The 15,899-nt window shown below is 67.3% G+C and carries 15 protein-coding genes and 1 tRNA gene; 7 read left to right on the top strand and 9 right to left on the bottom strand.

What is annotated here, in order from left to right; translation table 11 throughout:
- Window positions 1-105 precede the first annotated feature (105 nt).
- On the top strand, window positions 106-2,805 hold the full coding sequence (gene ppc, locus CHRYSEO8AT_RS07200; RefSeq protein WP_159848382.1) for a phosphoenolpyruvate carboxylase: 2,700 nt from the start codon (window positions 106-108) through the stop codon (window positions 2,803-2,805).
- Between the two features lie 138 nt (window positions 2,806-2,943).
- Window positions 2,944-3,285, top strand: coding sequence for a UrcA family protein (locus tag CHRYSEO8AT_RS07195; protein ID WP_159848379.1), 342 nt, complete (start codon window positions 2,944-2,946; stop codon window positions 3,283-3,285).
- Window positions 3,286-3,321: 36 nt separating this feature from the next.
- Here CHRYSEO8AT_RS07195 and CHRYSEO8AT_RS07190 read toward each other — a convergent pair whose 3' ends face one another.
- The gene (locus CHRYSEO8AT_RS07190) at window positions 3,322-4,287 is read right to left on the bottom strand and encodes a magnesium and cobalt transport protein CorA (RefSeq protein WP_159848376.1); all 966 of its coding nucleotides are present in this window, start codon (window positions 4,285-4,287) and stop codon (window positions 3,322-3,324) included.
- Window positions 4,288-4,517: 230 nt separating this feature from the next.
- Between CHRYSEO8AT_RS07190 and CHRYSEO8AT_RS07185 the strand changes: the two genes are divergently transcribed.
- Window positions 4,518-4,805, top strand: a complete 288-nt coding sequence (locus CHRYSEO8AT_RS07185) for a UrcA family protein (protein WP_159848373.1) — start codon at window positions 4,518-4,520, stop codon at window positions 4,803-4,805.
- A 102-nt stretch (window positions 4,806-4,907) separates the two neighbouring features.
- On the opposite strand, the gene CHRYSEO8AT_RS07180 is transcribed toward CHRYSEO8AT_RS07185, so the two are convergent.
- The gene (locus CHRYSEO8AT_RS07180; RefSeq protein ID WP_159848368.1) at window positions 4,908-7,091 is read right to left on the bottom strand and encodes a M3 family metallopeptidase; all 2,184 of its coding nucleotides are present in this window, start codon (window positions 7,089-7,091) and stop codon (window positions 4,908-4,910) included.
- A gap of 130 nt (window positions 7,092-7,221) precedes the next feature.
- Here CHRYSEO8AT_RS07180 and CHRYSEO8AT_RS07175 point away from each other — a divergent pair, with 130 nt between their 5' ends.
- Window positions 7,222-8,079 (top strand): glutamate racemase, encoded by an 858-nt coding sequence (locus tag CHRYSEO8AT_RS07175; RefSeq protein ID WP_159848365.1) that lies wholly within the window; start codon window positions 7,222-7,224, stop codon window positions 8,077-8,079.
- A gap of 4 nt (window positions 8,080-8,083) precedes the next feature.
- On the opposite strand, the gene CHRYSEO8AT_RS07170 is transcribed toward CHRYSEO8AT_RS07175, so the two are convergent.
- The 5 genes from CHRYSEO8AT_RS07170 to argH form a co-directional block, all read right to left on the bottom strand.
- Window positions 8,084-9,061 (bottom strand): cation diffusion facilitator family transporter, encoded by a 978-nt coding sequence (locus CHRYSEO8AT_RS07170; protein WP_159848362.1) that lies wholly within the window; start codon window positions 9,059-9,061, stop codon window positions 8,084-8,086.
- Window positions 9,062-9,139: 78 nt separating this feature from the next.
- Complete coding sequence (locus tag CHRYSEO8AT_RS07165) at window positions 9,140-9,796, bottom strand: hypothetical protein (RefSeq protein WP_159848359.1); 657 nt, start codon at window positions 9,794-9,796, stop codon at window positions 9,140-9,142.
- 49 nt (window positions 9,797-9,845) lie between these two features.
- A complete protein-coding gene (gene lysA / locus CHRYSEO8AT_RS07160; protein ID WP_159848356.1) occupies window positions 9,846-11,120 on the bottom strand; it encodes a diaminopimelate decarboxylase in 1,275 nt (424 codons plus the stop codon).
- Between the two features lie 3 nt (window positions 11,121-11,123).
- Window positions 11,124-11,354: a hypothetical protein gene (locus tag CHRYSEO8AT_RS07155; protein WP_159848353.1), complete on the bottom strand. Its 231-nt coding sequence runs from the start codon at window positions 11,352-11,354 to the stop codon at window positions 11,124-11,126.
- Window positions 11,351-12,790 carry an argininosuccinate lyase gene (gene argH, locus CHRYSEO8AT_RS07150; RefSeq protein ID WP_370514231.1) on the bottom strand — a complete coding sequence of 480 codons (1,440 nt, stop codon included), beginning with the start codon at window positions 12,788-12,790 and terminating at the stop codon, window positions 11,351-11,353. The genes CHRYSEO8AT_RS07155 and argH overlap by 4 nt, the downstream gene beginning before the upstream one ends.
- Between argH and CHRYSEO8AT_RS07145 the strand changes: the two genes are divergently transcribed.
- Window positions 12,789-13,454, top strand: coding sequence for a TlpA disulfide reductase family protein (locus CHRYSEO8AT_RS07145; protein WP_159848350.1), 666 nt, complete (start codon window positions 12,789-12,791; stop codon window positions 13,452-13,454). The two genes, argH and CHRYSEO8AT_RS07145, sit on opposite strands and share 2 nt — an antisense overlap.
- A gap of 7 nt (window positions 13,455-13,461) precedes the next feature.
- Here the strand turns inward: CHRYSEO8AT_RS07145 and CHRYSEO8AT_RS07140 are convergent, their stop codons facing one another.
- Entirely contained in the window at window positions 13,462-13,770 is a 309-nt protein-coding gene (locus tag CHRYSEO8AT_RS07140) for a hypothetical protein (RefSeq protein ID WP_159848347.1), read from the bottom strand.
- 251 nt (window positions 13,771-14,021) lie between these two features.
- On the opposite strand from CHRYSEO8AT_RS07140, the gene CHRYSEO8AT_RS07135 reads away from it, so the two are divergent.
- On the top strand, window positions 14,022-14,327 hold the full coding sequence (locus tag CHRYSEO8AT_RS07135; protein WP_159848345.1) for a hypothetical protein: 306 nt from the start codon (window positions 14,022-14,024) through the stop codon (window positions 14,325-14,327).
- A gap of 29 nt (window positions 14,328-14,356) precedes the next feature.
- Here CHRYSEO8AT_RS07135 and CHRYSEO8AT_RS07130 read toward each other — a convergent pair.
- A tRNA-Met gene (locus tag CHRYSEO8AT_RS07130) sits at window positions 14,357-14,433 on the bottom strand.
- 183 nt (window positions 14,434-14,616) lie between these two features.
- Here CHRYSEO8AT_RS07130 and CHRYSEO8AT_RS07125 point away from each other — a divergent pair.
- Complete coding sequence (locus tag CHRYSEO8AT_RS07125; protein ID WP_159848342.1) at window positions 14,617-15,852, top strand: PQQ-dependent sugar dehydrogenase; 1,236 nt, start codon at window positions 14,617-14,619, stop codon at window positions 15,850-15,852.
- Window positions 15,853-15,899 lie beyond the last annotated feature (47 nt).

Genomic DNA, 15,899 nt, shown 5'->3' with positions numbered 1-15,899 from the left:
ACGCTGCGGGGATCTCTGCGCGCGGCTGTCACGGATCGTGCGTTGACGCGGGCGCATTCGCACTTCCAGATGCCGATCTCCCCGTGCCGACCAAGGATATTCCACATGATCAGCCCCGCCGCCGACGACGCCCTGCGCGACGAAGTCCGACTGCTGGGCGGTCTTCTGGGCGACATCATCCGCGACGAGGGCGGACAGGCCCTGTTCGACCACGTTGAGGCGGTGCGCCAGGCCTCCATCGCCTATCACCGCGACCCGGCCTCGCATCCCGCCAAGCGGCTGGAGAAGCTGCTGACCGCCATGTCGGTGGATCAGGCGGCCGGGCTGGCGCACGGTTTCGCCCTGTTCTCCCTGTTGGCCAACATCGCCGAGGACCGCTCGACCCGCAGGCGGGCCCAAAGCCAGGCCGAGGCCGGCGCCCGGCCCGACACCCCCGAAGGCGCGCTGAAGCGGTTGGCCGATCAGGGCGTGGACCGCGAGGCCGTGCGCGCCCTGCTGGACCAGTCGCTGATCTCGCCTGTCCTGACCGCCCACCCGTCGGAAGTGCGCCGAAAGAGCGTCATCGACCGGATCGCCGCCATCACCGACCTGCTCGACGCCTGCGACAAGGCCGGCGATGCCTGCACGCTCGACGCCGTATCCGAGCCGCTGCGTCGCCAGATCGTCATCCTGTGGGCCACGCGCCTGGTCCGCACCCAGGGCCTGGTGGTGCAGGACGAGATCGACACCGTCGTCTCCTTTCTCGACCGCATCTTCCTGCACGTCGCGCCCAAGCAGCTGTCGGCCTGGCGGCGTCTGCTGGACGCGCCGGACTTGAAGCCCTTCATGCGGGTCGGCACTTGGGTCGGCGGCGACCGCGACGGCAATCCGAACGTGGACGCCACCGTCATGACCGCCGCCTTCCGCACCCAGGCGCGGGCCGTATTGACCTTCTATCTGGAGGAGGTCCACGCCCTGGGCGCCGAGCTCAGTCTCGCCGCCGAACTGGCCCAGGTGTCGCCTGAACTTCAGGCCCTGGCCGACGCCGCCCACGACCCCTCGCCCCACCGCGCCGACGAGCCCTATCGCCGCGCCCTGACCGGCGTCTATGCCCGTCTCGCCGCCACGCACCAGAAGTTGGGTGACGCCCCCGCGCCGCGCCGTCCCGCCGTCGAGGCCCAGCCCTATCCCGGTCCCGACGCCTTCGAGGCCGATCTGAAGACCCTGCACGACAGCCTAGTCTCGCACCATGGCGGCGTCTTCGCCGACGACCGGCTCAGCGACCTGATCACGGCGGTCGAGGTCTTCGGCTTCCACATGGCGACCTTGGACATGCGCCAGAACGCCGACGTCCACGAACGCGTCGTCGCGGACCTGCTCAAGGTCGCCGGCGTTCAGTCCGACTATCTGGCGCTGGACGAGGAAGGGCGTCTGAAAATCCTGGCGAAGGAATTGGCCTCGTCGCGGCTGCTGTTCAGCCCCTATGCCGACTATGAGCCCGAAACGCTGAAGGAGCGCGCCATCCTTCAGGCGGCTGCGACCTCGCTCGCCGCCTTCGGACCCCAAGCCATCCGCACCCATATCGTGTCCAAGACCGACGCGGCCTCGGACCTGCTGGAGGTCTATCTGCTGCTCAAGGAGGTCGGCCTCTATCGGCCCGAAGACCCCGCCGCCTGTCCCATCCAGGCCGCCCCCTTGTTCGAGACCATCGAGGATTTGCGCGCCGCCCGTCCGACCCTTGAGCGATTGCTTCAGGAACCGTCCGCCCTCGCCGTCGCCCAGGCGCGCGGGGTGCAGGAGGTGATGATCGGCTATTCAGATTCGAACAAGGACGGCTCCTATCTGACCTCAGGCTGGGAACTGCACGAAGCCTCGCGCGCCCTGGTCGAGGTCACGCAGGCGCACGGTCTGAAACTCCAGTTGTTCCATGGTCGCGGCGGCACGGTCGGGCGCGGCGGGGGCTCGTCCTTCGCCGGTGTGCTGGCCCAGCCGGAAGGCACGGTCCAGGGCCGCATCCGCACCACCGAACAGGGCGAGGTCATCGCCAACAAATATGGCGAGCCCGAGATCGCGCTGCGCAATCTCGACGCCCTGACCTGCGGCGCCATGCTGGCCTCGCTGGGCAAGGGGACGGATCACGCCTTCACCGCCGAGCATGGCGCCACCCTGTCGGACCTGTCGGCCCGCTCGATGGCCGCCTATCGCCAGTTGGTCTATGAGACCGACGGCTTCGTCGACTACTACCGCGCCGCCACCCCGATCGCCGAGATCGCCGACCTGAAGATCGGCTCGCGCCCGTCGTCGCGCACCGCCTCGACGCGGATCGAGGATCTGCGCGCCATTCCCTGGGTGTTCAGTTGGTCGCAGAGCCGGGTCATGCTGCCCGGCTGGTTCGGCTTCGGTTCGGCCGTGCAGGGTCAGGACATGGGCGAGCTGAAGGCGATGGCCGAGGCTTGGCCCTTCTTCAAGACCCTGGTCCAGAACATGGAAATGGTCATGGCCAAGTCCGACATGACCATCGCCCGCCGCTACGCCACCCTGGTCCCCGACGCCTCTCTGGCGGCCCGCATCTATGGCGAGATCCGCGAGGAGTGGCAGCGCACCCACGACGCCATCCTGGCCATCACGGGCCACGACAAGCTGCTGGGCGGCCAGCCCGAGCTGGACCGGCTGATCCGCCTGCGCATGCCCTATGTCGAGCCGCTGAACCACGTCCAGATCGAGCTAATCCGGCGCCGCCGCGCCGGCGACGACGACCCCCGCGTCCGCGAAGGCATCCTTCTGGCCATCAACGGCGTGGCGGCGGGATTGAGAAACAGCGGGTGACGGCGCTGCGACCGTAACGACGATTTAATCCCATTGTCGCGGATCGGCGGCTGAACCCTCATCATCCCGTCGCAGGACAAGACTATTGCGCCCTCGTCGCCACTTCGAGCGATAATTTTTCGCCTCAGGAGCTAAGTGATGAAGGTTCTCTCCCCCGTCCTCTTCGCCGCCGCCGTTCTGTCCGCCGCCGTCGTCGCCCCCGCCACGGCCCAGGACGCCCACATCCGTTATGGCGACCTGGACCTGTCCACGGCCGCCGGCGCCGCGGCCTTCGACACCCGCGTCGATGAGGCCGGCGTTCGCCTGTGCCGCGACATGCGTCGCACCGGCCGTCTGGCCGTCGATCAACGTCGCTGCCTCACCTTCATCCGCGAGGAAGCCCTGCGCGAACTGCCGCGCGCGCGTCAGACCGACTATGCGCGTTCGCCGCGCGCCGACCGTCAGGTCGCCCAGGTCGTCGATCTGTTCGTTCTCAGCTGAAGCGTAACGGCGAGGGGCGCCAGCGCATCTCGCCGCCTACAGCCATTTCGTACGCTTGAACGTCACGTACAGGGCCGCGCAGATCGCCGCGATGACGCCCAGAGCCGCATAGTATCCATATTCCCAGCGTAGCTCGGGCATGTGCTCGAAGTTCATGCCATAGATGCCGGCGATGGCCGTGGGCACGGCCAGGATGGCGGCCCAGGCGGCCAGTTTCCTGGTGATCAGGCCCTGGCGTTGCTGCTCCAGCAGATTGGCGACTTCGAACACCGACGACAGGATGTCGTTCAGCCCGCCCAGCCGGCTGTTCACCCGCCGCACATGGTCGCTGACATCGCGGAAATAGGGCCGCACGTCGGGGTCGATACAGGGCATATCCAGCGACTGCAGACGCCCCGCCACCTCCTCCATCGGCCCCAGGATGCGCCGGAACTTCAACAGTTCGCGCCGCAGGGTGAACAGCCGCCGGATCTCGACCCGCGACAGGAAGGCGTCCAGCGTCCGCTGCTCCATCTCCAGAACGCTGTCCTCAGCGTCGTCGACGATGGGGGAATAGGCGTCGACGATGAAGTCCAGAATGCCGTGCAGGACGAAATCCGGCCCCTTCTTGAGCTGTAGCGGCGACGCCTCCAGCTGCGCCCGCAACAGATTGTGCGACCGCGCCGAACCGTGGCGGATGCTGACCACATGGTCATCCCCGACAAAGACGTGGGTCTCGCCATAGGCGATGCGGTCGTCGATCTTCATGGCTGTTCGCGCCACCACGAATAGTTCGCGACCATAGACCTCGACCTTGGGCATCTGGTGCGCGACCAGGGCGTCCTCGACCGCCAGAGGATGCAACTTGAACCGCTTCACCAGGACATCGATCTCGGCGTCCGTCGGGTCGTAGAGCCCGACCCAGACGAACTCGCCCGGCTCAATCGCCAGACCCTCGGGCGTCAGAGGCGCCTCGCGCACGCGCTGACCGTCGCGGTAGACGTAGGAGGCGACGACGGTCATGAAATCTCCAGCAGGCCGATGCCCGCCCCTGACTTAGGGGCTGAACGGCCCCAGTTGAAGCGCCTGACGCGTCCGCGCGCTCATCGCGGCGTCGATCCTGACCGAAATGTCATGACGTCGATTTATGAAAGCGCCGCCTTTCCGCCTCAGAAGCTTCGCCGTTTCGATCCGATCCAGCGTCACCGTTCCCTGCCTCGGACGACAAGGGGCGGAAAAATGGAACCAGGATCATGCTCAGAATCGCCTCTCTGACGACCGCCGCCTTCCTCGCCGCCGGCGCCGCCTACGCCGCCCCGATCGAAGCCCGCATCCCTTACGGCGACCTCGACCTGTCGAGCCGCGCCGGCGCGACGACGTTCGACGCCCGCATCCAGCGCGTCGCGCGAAATCTCTGCACCGGCCGCCTGCCCGTCGAACGGCTGAGCTGCATGGACAAGGTGCGAGACGAAGCCATGTCCCTCCTGCCCGACCGCGCCCGAACCGAATACGCGCGCGGTCGCGTCGCCTTCGAGGCCTGAAACGCAGGACGCCGCCGGATGGATGATCCGACGGCGTCCCATTTCACAAAGCCGAAGCCGCTTTTCGGGCCTCAAGTAGCCCGAAGGGCGATAGGCCCAAGATCAAGATACCGGGAAGCCCCGGACCTTCAGCAGGGCCGCCACGTCCGGGTCACGACCGCGGAAGGCGCGATAGGCTTCCGCACGGTCCGTGGTGTTGCCGGGCGCCAGCATGATCGACTTGAAGCGGCCGGCGATGTCCGGATTGAACACGTCACCCGACTCCTCGAAGTACGCCCAGGTGTCGGCGTCCATCGTCTCGGACCACAGGTAGCTGTAGTAGCCCGCCGAATAGCCGTCCGACGTGAACAGGTGATTGAACTGCGGCAGGCGGTGCCGCATCACGATCTCCTTGGGCATGCCGATCCGCGCCAGGCTGGCCTTTTCGAACGCGTCGATGTCGGTCGGCGGCGTGGCTTGCGTGTGCAGGTCCATGTCGACGATGGCCGAAGACAGATAGCTCACCGTCGCATAGCCCTGGTTGAAGGTGGCGGCGGCCTCGATCTTGTCGACCAGCGCCTGCGGCATGGCCGCACCCGTCTGATAGTGTTTCAGATAGCCGTCCAGGATCGGGCGGCTCAGCACCCAGTGCTCATGGACCTGCGACGGATATTCCACGAAATCGCGCGGCGTGTTGCCGTACGACGGATAGGTCACGTTCGAAGAGAAGTAGTGCAGGGTGTGGCCGAACTCGTGGAACAGGGTCTCGGCGTCGTCCAGCGAGATCAGCACCGGCTCGCCCGGCTCAGGCTTGGTGAAGTTGTTGTTGTTAGAACCCAGGATGATCTTGGAGCCGTCCAGCGTCGAGAACGACCGATAGGTGGTCATCCAGGCGCCCGAACGCTTGCCCGGACGGGCGTAGTCGTCGGTGTAGTAGAGGCCGATCTGACGGCCCCTGGTCTTGTCGTGGACCTCATAGACCTCGACGTCCGGCTCGAAGGTCGGGACCGTGCCCTTGGGCAGCTTCTTGAAGGTGAAGCCATACAGACGCTCAGCCATGGCGAACGAGCCGGCGCGAACGGCGCTGAGTTCGAAGTAGGGCTTCAGCTCGTTCTGATCCAGGTCGTACTTGGCCTTGCGGACCTTCTCGGCGAAGTAGAGGTAGTCCCACGGCTCGATGTCGAAACCGGCGATCGCCTTCATGTCGGCGACCTCTTCGGCGACGCGGGCCTTGGCTGGCGCCCATACGCGGTCCATCAGGGCCTGAGCCGCAGCCGGGGTCTTGGCCATGGTGTCCTGCATGCGCAGTTCGGCATGGTTGCGATAGCCCAGCAGCTTGGCGCGCTGGTCGCGCAGCTTGACGATCTCGGCGATGGTCGCGTTGGTGTCGTTGGCGTCGCCGTTGTCGCCGCGGTTGACGAACTTCTTCCAGACCTGCTCGCGCAGGGCCCGGTCGTCGGCGAAGGTCAGGAAGGGATCGACCGCCGAACGGGTGTTCAGGATGGCCCAGCCCTGCAGGTTGCGGCTGCGCGCCGCGCCCGCAGCGGCGGCCTTGTTGGAGGCCGGCAGGCCCGCCAGACCGGCTTCGTTCGGAATCAGGGTCCAGGCGTTCTCATCGGCGACGACTTTCTGGCCGAAGCGGGTGAAGGCGTTGGACAGGGCGGTGTTGATCCGGCCCAGCTCGGCCTTGCCGGCCGCATCCAGATTGGCGCCGGAACGGATGAAGGCGTCGCGACGACGCTCGGCCAGGCGCTTCTGCTGGGCGCTCAGGCCCGCCGCGTCGGCGGTGTCGGCGACGGTCTTGACCCGCTGGAACAGCTTCTCGTTGAAGGTGATCTCGTCCGAGGCGGCCGAGAGGATCGGCGACAGTTCGGTATCGACGGCGTCATAGGCTTCGCCGCCGATGTTGGAGGTCATCACCGAATAGATGTTGGACGCCCGGTCCAGCGGCTCGCCCGCCAGTTCCAGCGCCGCCATGGTGTTGGCGAAGGTCGGGGCCTCGGGATTGTTCGCGATGGCGGCGATGTCGGCGCGTTGCAGCTCGATGCCTTCCAGCATGGCTTCGCGCAGCTTGGCCGGCGTCACCTTGTCGAACGGCGGCACCCCGTCATAGGAGCCGGTCCAGACCTGCAGCAGCTCGGCGCGCGGCGTCTGGGTCGGCATGACGGCGCGGGCGATGCGCGCTTCCTCGGCCAGGCTGGCGGCGGACGGCGCGGCGGCGGACCCGCCCGAGGCGGCGCCGGTCGAGGCGCAGGCCGACAGGGCCATCAGGCTGCCGCCCGCGATGAGAAGCTGGCGTCTATGCATGGAATGCTCCGAAAGAAGATCATGATTGCCCACACACTTAGGCGCACTGACCGGCCCCGTCACCTGATGCAGACATAATCTTGTCGCCAAGCCGGTTGGATACGTCGTCGCACTGCTCTAAAGCGCGCCCATGGCTATTGGCGTTTTCGACTCCGGCGTGGGCGGCCTTACCGTTCACCGCGAACTGACCCGGCGGTTTCCGCAACGGGACTTCGTCTATCTGGCCGACCAGGCCCACGCCCCCTATGGCGGGCGGGGCGGCGAGGACATCGTCGAACTGACCAAGGCGGGCTGCGAGCGCTTGTTCGACGCCGGCGCCTCCGTGGTCGTCCTGGCCTGCAACACCGCCAGCGCCATAGCACTGCGTCGCCTGCAACAGACCTGGCTGCCGGGTCTGCGGGAGCGTTTGGGCCGCCCGGTCAACATCCTGGGCATCATCGTGCCGACCATCGAGGCCGCGACCGGCAAGCCCTGGAGCTTCGAGGCCGAGCGCCCGCAGGAGGGCGAAAAGGTCGCCTCCATCGACATCACCGGCGTCTTCTGCACCGCCGCCACCGCCATCAGCCGGGTCTATGAGATCGAGATCGACAAGCGGCGCGAGGACATCGCCGTCTTCTCCGAACCCTGCCCCGGCCTGGCCGGCCTGATCGAGCTGGGCGCCCCGCGCGAGGAGCTGAAGGTGGTGATCGACGACCACGTCGACGCCCTGCGTCGCCGCATCGGCCGCCATCCCGACAAAGCCATCCTGGGCTGCACCCACTACGAGATCGTCGCCGAACTGTTCGCCCAGGCCCTGCCGGCGGGAACGGCGCTGATCGAACAGCCCAAGGCGGTCGCCGACGCGCTGGAACGGTATTTCAAGGCGCATCCCGAATACGACCTGGGCGACAGCGGCCGTCGCGACTTCCTGACCACCGGCCAGGCTGGTCCGCAGTCGGAGATGGTGTCCCAGTTCTGGGGCGCGCCCCTGACGTTCGCCCAGGCTTAGAAGGTTAGCAGCCCGGACAATCGGGCAGCGGCTCGTTCTCCAGCTGCAAGGTCGTGTGGCCGATAGCGTAATGTTTCGCCACGGCCTGCGCCTCACCGATCAGGGCCGCGGCATCCTCGCGGTCGTGCACCAGGTGCGCCGTCAGGGCCGTCTCGGTCGTGGACAGGCCCCAGACGTGCAGATCATGCACCGCCCGCACGCCCGGCAGGCTGACCAGCGCCTTTTCCAGCGCCGGCACGTCCACCCCTGTCGGGGCGCCGTCCATGGCCAGGTTGACCGAATCCTTCAGCAGCCCCCAGGTCGACCACAGGATCACGACCACGATCGCCAGGCTGACCAGCGGATCGACCACCGACCAGCCGGTCATCATGATCAGCCCGCCCGCCAGCACCACGCCCAACGACACCCCGGCGTCGGCCATCATGTGCAGATAGGCGCCGCGTGCATTCAGGTCGTGCTGCGACTTCATGAACAGGAGCGCCGTGCCCAGGTTGATGACGAAGCCGATGCCCGCCACCGCCATGATGACGCCCGACCCGACCGGCGCCGGCTCGTTGAAGCGCCGCACGGCCTCGAAGGCGATGGCCCCGCAGGCGAAGATCAGCAGCAGCGCATTGCCCAGGGCCGCCAGAACCGTCGCCTTGCCGAATCCATAGGTCCGCCGACCGCCCGCCGCCCCATGCGCCCCGCGCCGCGCCAGCCAGGCCGCGCCGCCCGCCATCGCCAGGCCCAGCACGTCCGACAGATTATGTCCTGCGTCGGCCAGCAGCGCCGTGGAATCCGCGATCAGACCCGCGCCGAACTCGCACGCCACGAAAAGCAGATTGACCACCAGGCCGACGGCATAGCGCCAGTCGCCGGTGTCCACAGGGCCGTGGCCGTGGCCACCATGCCCGTGGTTGTGTCCGTGATGGCTGTGGGAGTGACCATCTCCGTGACCATGGTCGGCATGATCGTGGTCGTGGTCGTGTGCGGCGTTCATGGTTCGCCTATACGCCCTTTGGCGGAACAGCCAAGCTGATACATGATAACGCATTGAATGTTATCATGTAATGTCGCCTCAGTGCTGATGCATGGCGACGACGAGGCCCAGAACGATCAGGGCCACACCCAGCACCGCCCCCTCGTATCTCGCCCACCGTTCCAGTCGCAGGATCGAGGCGCCGGCGCTGGCCAGGGCCGTGAACGTCGCCATGCCGGCGACCGTGCCGACCGCAAACACCACCGTCAGCATCGCCAGCGCGCCGATGCCCGCCGAGGCCGAGGACAGATAGATGGGCAACAGAACCTCGCCCGGCGAAACCGCCATCATCACGACAAGACCCACGAAGGCGGCCTTGTCCGACACCGCCGGCTCGGGCGTCTCGACAGCGGGGCCGCCTGCCATCGCGGGCCGCTTCAGGGTCGCGCGGGCCAGATAGAAGGCGCCGAACAGGAACAGCAGCACCGCCGCCAGATGAGGCAGCACGCCTCCAATCCACTGATCCAGCGCCAGGCCCGCGGCCACGATCAGGCCGCCGACCACCGCCGTCGTGGCGATATGGGCCAGGCCGGCCGCCGTCACCGCCATCAGGATCCGCGACGGTCGCCAGCCTTGCGCCCGCCCGACCAGCGTAAACGGCAGCCAGTGGGTCGGCAGGGCCGCATGCAGAAAGGCCGCGACGAAGCCGCCGCCCAGCAGGGAAAGCATGACGGACTGTTCGGGACCGGGGGACATGAGCGGCCCTATAGCGTGTTACTTTATAACGGTCGAGAACAATTCTCGCCTAAAGCCAGTCGGCGAACGGCTCGCGATCCAGCATTTCCTCATAGGTCGGGCGCGGCCGGATCACGGCCCACTGATCGCCGTCCACCAGAACCTCGGGGACCAGGGGTCGGCTGTTGTATTCGCTCGACATCACCGCGCCATAGGCGCCCGCCCCGGTGAAGACGATCAGGTCCTCAGCCTCCAGCGGAGGCAAATCACGATCACGCGCGAAAGTGTCACCCGTCTCGCACACCGGCCCGACCACATCGTGCGGCAGGCGCTCGCCCACGCGCGGATTGACCGGCTGGATGTCGTGGAAGGCGTCGTACAGCGCCGGTCGCATCAGGTCGTTCATCGCCGCATCCAGCACCAGGAAACGCCGCCCGTCCGAGCGTTCGTTGACCTGGATCACCTGGCTCAGCAGCACCCCGGCGTTGGCGGCCAGCAACCGCCCCGGCTCGAACGCCGCCTCGACATCCAGGCCGTTCAAAACTCGCGCCGCCATGGCGACATACTCGGCCGGCGACGGCGGTTCGGTCCCACCCGAATAGGGCACGCCCAGCCCGCCGCCCAGGTCCAGCCGCGTCACGGCATGACCCTGGGCCCGCAGGTCCCGCGTCATCTGGGCCAGCACCTTGAAGGCGGCCTCCAGTGGCGCCAGGTCGGTGATCTGGCTGCCGATATGACAGGCCAGCCCCACTGGCGTGACGTGGGGCGAGGCCGAGGCGCGCTGATAAAGCGCCATCGCCTCCTCGACCGGCACGCCGAACTTGTCGCTTTTGCCGCCCGTCGTGATCTTGGCATGGCCGCCGGCGCCGACGTTCGGATTGACCCGCACGGCGATGGCCGGGGCCGTGTCCATCATGGCGGCGATGGCGATCAACCGGTCCAGCTCTGCGCCGGATTCGACATTGATCTGGCGCACGCCGACGCTGATGGCGAAGGCCATTTCCACGTCGGTCTTGCCCACGCCGGAAAAGATGATCCGGTCGGAGGGCACGCCGGCCGCCAGCGCCCGGCGGATTTCACCTTCGGACACGGTGTCGGCCCCCGACCCCAGTTTCGCCAAGGTCGCCAGCACCGACAGGTTGGAGTTGGCCTTGACCGCAAAGGCGATCAGGGCCTCGCCCAGGGCGTCGCGATGCGCGTCGGCGGCGGCGCGCAGCAGGCCGTAATGCCGCTTCAGCGTCGCGGTCGAATAGACATAGGCCGGCGTGCCGACCTCGTCCGCGATCAGCTCCAGCGGCACGCCCTCGGCATACAGGGCGCCGTCCTTCAGGTCGAAATGGTGCAACGGTTACCGCGGGTCGTTCTGGGCGGCGCCGGCGCCGATGGGGTTGGACGGGCCGCCATCGATCGGCACGCTGCTGGACGGGCGGTTGATCGTCGCCGGCTCGGGCAAATGCGGGGCACGGCTGTCGCGCGGCGCGCGTTCGGTCTGGCGCACCGGCGATTCCAGATCGGCCATGCGACCGCAGGCCGAAGTCAGAAGGGCGAGCGCGCCCGCGAGGATCAGGGTCTTTTTCACAGGCGGGCTCTCCAGTCGGCGATACGCGCACGGACCTGTTCCGGCGCGGTTCCCCCATAGCTTTGACGGCTTTCGCAAGAAGCCTGGGCGGTCAGCACCTTGTAAACCGCTTCGGTGATGCCCGGCTCCAGTTTCTGCATTTCTTCCAGCGGCAGTTGCGACAGATCCACGCCCAGGCCTTCCGCCTGTTTCACCGCAGCGCCCGTCACATGGTGCGCCTTGCGGAACGGCAGGTTCAGCTCGCGCACCAGCCAGTCGGCCAAGTCCGTCGCGGTCGAGAAGCCCGCGCCCGCCGCCTGGGCCATACGCTCGGTATTGGGTTGCAGCGCCGCCACCATCGCCGTCATGGCGACCAGGGCCAGGTCGAGGGCGTCGAAGGCCTCGAACACCGGCGGCTTGTCCTCCTGCATGTCCTTGGAATAGGCCAGCGGCAGACCCTTCATCACGGTGGACAGGGCGACCAGCGAGCCCATGATCCGGCCGGTCTTGGCCCGCACCAGTTCGGCGGCGTCCGGATTGCGCTTCTGCGGCATGATCGACGACCCGGTCGTGAGGTCGTCGGGCAGGGAAGCGAAGCCGAACATCGGCGTCATCCAGATCACGATCTCTTCGGCCAACCGCGACAGATGCCCCGCCGTGATCGAGGCGGCGGCCAGGCTCTCCAAAGCAAAGTCCCGGTCCGACACCGCATCCAGTGAGTTCGCCATCGGCCGGTCGAAGCCCAACTCCGCAGCCGTCATCTGGCGGTCGATGGGGAAGGGCGAGCCGGCGAGCGCCGCGGCGCCCAGCGGACTTTCGTTCATCCGGGCGCGCGCGTCGGCGAACCGCCCCGCATCACGGCCGAACATCTCGACATAGGCCATCAGGTGATGGCCCAGGGTCACAGGCTGGGCGGTCTGCAGATGAGTGAAGCCGGGCATCAGGTCGCCGGCATGCTGTTCAGCGCGCGCCAGCAGCGCGGCCTGCAACGCCTTCAACTGCGCCACCGAGCGATCACAGGCGTCGCGCACCCACAGACGGAAGTCTACGGCGACCTGGTCGTTGCGACTGCGCGCCGTGTGCAGGCGGCCCGACGGCTCGCCGATCAGTTCGTTGAGGCGCGCCTCCACATTCATGTGGATGTCCTCGAACTGATCGCGGAAGGGGAAGGTCCCATCCTCGATCTCGGATTCGATGGCGTCCAGCCCGCCCAGGATGGCCTCGGCATCCGCCTGCTGGATGATCCCCTGCTTGGCCAGCATCCGACAGTGGGCCCGCGACCCCGCCAGATCCTGACGCCACAGGCGCTGGTCCACGCCGATGGAGACGTTGATCGCCTGCATAATTTCGGCAGGGCGCGACGAAAAGCGTCCGCCCCACATGTCTTGACCCGCGGGCTTCACCGGCGCAGTCGAACCGCCGGATGGCTTGGCGTCGGAAGAGGTGGATTCAGTCATGAGCGGCTCTAGAAAGGCGATCTGGGCGGTCGTGGGCGCGGTCGTGGTCGTCAGCACCATCGCCGGCGCCGGCGGCATGGCGATGTCGCTATACGCCAATCATCGCCAGAAGGCGCAAGTCGAACAGGCCGCAACCGCCGTCGCAACGCCAAAAAGCGACCTGGCGCGGTTCGCCGTCGGCCCCATGGCGGCGCTTTCGACCCCGGCAGAGGCCAAGACCGCCCCCGAATACGCCTTCCGTGACCGGACCGGCACAGCCGTCCGCTTCTCGGCCTTCCAGGGCAAGGTGGTGATCGTGAACCTGTGGGCCATGTGGTGCGCGCCGTGCAAGGCGGAGATGCCGACGCTTCAGGCCTTGGCCAGGGCCTATGAGGCGAACGAGGATCTGGTGGTCCTGCCGATAAATGTGGACGCCACGCCCGAAGCGGCGGCCGAGGCCAGACGCTTCCTCGACGACCACGCCCCCCTGCCCTTCTACAGCGACATCCGCTTCCAGCTGCCGTTCGAGTTTCCCGGCAAGGGCGCCATGCCGCAGACGATCATCCTGGATCGCCAGGGCCGCATCCGCGCCACAATGGCTGGCGAGGCGGACTGGTCCAGCGTCCAGGCCCGCGCCCTGATCGACGCGGTGCTGGCGGAAGGCGGCGCACCGCCTCCCGCCTGATCCGAGCCTAGTTCTTGGCCGGGACGCGCTCGTCCGTTGCGGGATTGATCGCGCCCGGCTTGCCTTCAGCCGCAGCCTCCGCCTGCTCGCCTTCCAGCTTGTTCGCGACATGCCCGGCGCCGGTTTCGACGGCCTGAGCCGCCTTCATCGCGCCGCCCTCGATCACTTCACCGGCCTGCGACGCCACGTCCGCCGTCTTGTCGGCGGCGGCCTCGGCATGGGCTTCGGTCTTTTCCTGCTCAGCCTGGGTGCAGGCGGCGGCGCCCAGGGTCATTGCGGCGACGGCCGCCATCGAGGCTTTGGTTCGGATCGTCATGGCGGATCTCCGGTCAAGGTTAAGGTCTCGACCGGGAACGCAATGTGACGGCTCAGGTTGCAGCGGATCGCCCCCACAAGCGCAACCCCGGTCACAAGCGCGCGGCAGAGGCGCGGCGCCCCGATGTCCCAAGCGCAAACGGCTAAGCCGTCGTAAAGATAATGACGCCGCAACCATAAGTCCCTGTCGATGGTCCGTGGATTTGCCAGGCGAGCGAAGACATGAGAGCTTGGCGGATCAGGGAGAAAGACATGTTCTCAACACCTATCATTTTAGCAGCCGCGCTAGCGTTTCAAGCGTCCGCTCAAACACCACCTGTCACGACGCCGCCTTCGCCCCAGGCCGGCGCGGCGGAGCAGCCAGCGCCGACCCGTGCACGTCGCGTCTGCGAACGGCGGGCCTTGACGGGACGCAGGCTGGAGCAAACCATTTGCTACACGCCGGAACAATACGCTGCGCTGGTCCAGGCCAAGCGCAAGGAATTGGAAGAAATCCAGAGCCGCAACAATGTTCAGTATGACCGCGGGATCGTCGGCATTAATCCTGGACCGCTCTGAGCCCTGACGAGTATTCTCGCCATGGAAAGTGGTGACTGGAGGCGGGATCGAACCGCCGACCTGTGGGTTATGAATCCACCGCTCTAACCATCTGAGCTACCCAGTCCCGGGCCAACGCGAGGCAGAGGGCCAGCGCGAAAGAGGCGTGCCTATATCGCCGTCGGGCGCGCGGTTCAAGTCGTCTCGGTGCAGATCGTGCGGCGATAGGGCACAAGACGCCGCAGGGCCGGAACGGTAACGCTGACGTCGCCGTTCCCGAACCAACGCCTATTCACCTCGGAGCCCCTCCATGCGCCTGATCGTCGCCGCCGCCTCGACGTCCCTGCTTGTCCTCGCCGCCGCCTGTGGCGCGAACGGCGAAAGCGCGAACGCCCCGCCCCAGGTTGGCGCCCCGCTGGAGACCCGCCCGGCCAACAACCCCGATCAGCAACCGGCCTTCGCCGGTCAGACACGCGCACCGGGCGTGAAGACCGAACAGGCGATGAGCCACATGGTGGTCGCCTCGGGCCTGGTTCACCCCTGGGGCCTCGCCGCCCTGCCCGACGGCCGCTGGCTGGTGACGGAAAAGCCTGGCCGCCTGCGCATCATCACTGCCCAAGGCCAGATCAGCGAGCCGGTCGCGGGCCTGCCTGCCGTCGACGCGCAGGGCCAGGGCGGCCTGCTGGACGTGATCGTCGGGCCCGGCTTCGCCCAGGATCGGATGATCTACTGGAGCTATTCGGAACCACGTCAGGGCGGCAACGCCACCTCGGTCGCCCGCGCGCGCCTGTCGGACGACGGATCGCGGGTAGAGAACGTCCAGGTCATCTTCCGCGCCCTGCCCATCTATGACGGCGACAAGCATTTCGGCTCGTCGCTGGCGTTCGCGCCCGACGGCAAGCTGTTCATCACCCTGGGCGAACGTTCCGACAAACCGATGCGGCCCCAGGCCCAGGACCTGGGCTCGCACATGGGCAAGACCATCCGCATCAACGCCGACGGCACGGTTCCTCAGGACAATCCCTTCGTCGACCGCGCCGGCGCCCTGCCCGAGATCTGGAGCCTGGGCCACCGCAACGTCCAGGGCATCGCCGTTCAGCCCGGCACGGGCGCGATCTGGACCATCGAACACGGCACGCGCGGCGGCGACGAGGTCAATATCGACAAGCCGGGCCTGAACTACGGCTGGCCCGACGCTGCTTACGGCGTCGAATACGCCGGCGGTCAGATCAATACGGGCGCGACCCAGGCGCCGGGCACGGAACAGCCCGTCTATTACTGGGATCCGGTCATCGCGCCGGGCGGCGCGACCTTCTATCAGGGCGCCATGTTCCCCGGCTGGGACGGAAACCTGCTGGTCGCGGGCCTGAAGGAGAAGCACATCGCCCGTTTGGTGATCCAGAACGATCGCGTGGTCGGCGAGGAACGACTGCTGACCGACTTGGGCGAACGCGTCCGCGACGTGGCGGTCGGCGCCGACGGCGCGGTCTGGGCCATCACCGACGAGGAGAACGGCAAGCTGGTCAGGTTGGCGGCGACGCAGTAATCTGCGGCCGCCGGGGGGCAATGCGGAGCGGATCGACGCTCCAGGGA

This window comes from Brevundimonas sp. G8 (genome assembly GCF_902506205.1).
Taxonomy (GTDB): domain Bacteria; phylum Pseudomonadota; class Alphaproteobacteria; order Caulobacterales; family Caulobacteraceae; genus Brevundimonas.
The sequence above is the reverse complement of the archived record's forward strand: the minus strand, read 5'-3'. Positions and strand labels throughout refer to the sequence as shown.

What these genes read in the sequence shown, in the direction of transcription:
- ppc (WP_159848382.1), top strand. Translation starts at nt 106, where the DNA reads ATGATCAGCCCCGCCGCCGACGACGCCCTGCGCGACGAAGTCCGACTG.
- CHRYSEO8AT_RS07195 (WP_159848379.1), top strand. Translation starts at nt 2,944, where the DNA reads ATGAAGGTTCTCTCCCCCGTCCTCTTCGCCGCCGCCGTTCTGTCCGCC.
- CHRYSEO8AT_RS07190 (WP_159848376.1), bottom strand. Translation starts at nt 4,287, where the DNA reads ATGACCGTCGTCGCCTCCTACGTCTACCGCGACGGTCAGCGCGTGCGC.
- CHRYSEO8AT_RS07185 (WP_159848373.1), top strand. Translation starts at nt 4,518, where the DNA reads ATGCTCAGAATCGCCTCTCTGACGACCGCCGCCTTCCTCGCCGCCGGC.
- CHRYSEO8AT_RS07180 (WP_159848368.1), bottom strand. Translation starts at nt 7,091, where the DNA reads ATGCATAGACGCCAGCTTCTCATCGCGGGCGGCAGCCTGATGGCCCTG.
- CHRYSEO8AT_RS07175 (WP_159848365.1), top strand. Translation starts at nt 7,222, where the DNA reads ATGGCTATTGGCGTTTTCGACTCCGGCGTGGGCGGCCTTACCGTTCAC.
- CHRYSEO8AT_RS07170 (WP_159848362.1), bottom strand. Translation starts at nt 9,061, where the DNA reads ATGAACGCCGCACACGACCACGACCACGATCATGCCGACCATGGTCAC.
- CHRYSEO8AT_RS07165 (WP_159848359.1), bottom strand. Translation starts at nt 9,796, where the DNA reads ATGTCCCCCGGTCCCGAACAGTCCGTCATGCTTTCCCTGCTGGGCGGC.
- CHRYSEO8AT_RS07145 (WP_159848350.1), top strand. Translation starts at nt 12,789, where the DNA reads ATGAGCGGCTCTAGAAAGGCGATCTGGGCGGTCGTGGGCGCGGTCGTG.
- argH (WP_370514231.1), bottom strand. Translation starts at nt 12,790, where the DNA reads ATGACTGAATCCACCTCTTCCGACGCCAAGCCATCCGGCGGTTCGACT.
- CHRYSEO8AT_RS07140 (WP_159848347.1), bottom strand. Translation starts at nt 13,770, where the DNA reads ATGACGATCCGAACCAAAGCCTCGATGGCGGCCGTCGCCGCAATGACC.
- CHRYSEO8AT_RS07135 (WP_159848345.1), top strand. Translation starts at nt 14,022, where the DNA reads ATGTTCTCAACACCTATCATTTTAGCAGCCGCGCTAGCGTTTCAAGCG.
- CHRYSEO8AT_RS07125 (WP_159848342.1), top strand. Translation starts at nt 14,617, where the DNA reads ATGCGCCTGATCGTCGCCGCCGCCTCGACGTCCCTGCTTGTCCTCGCC.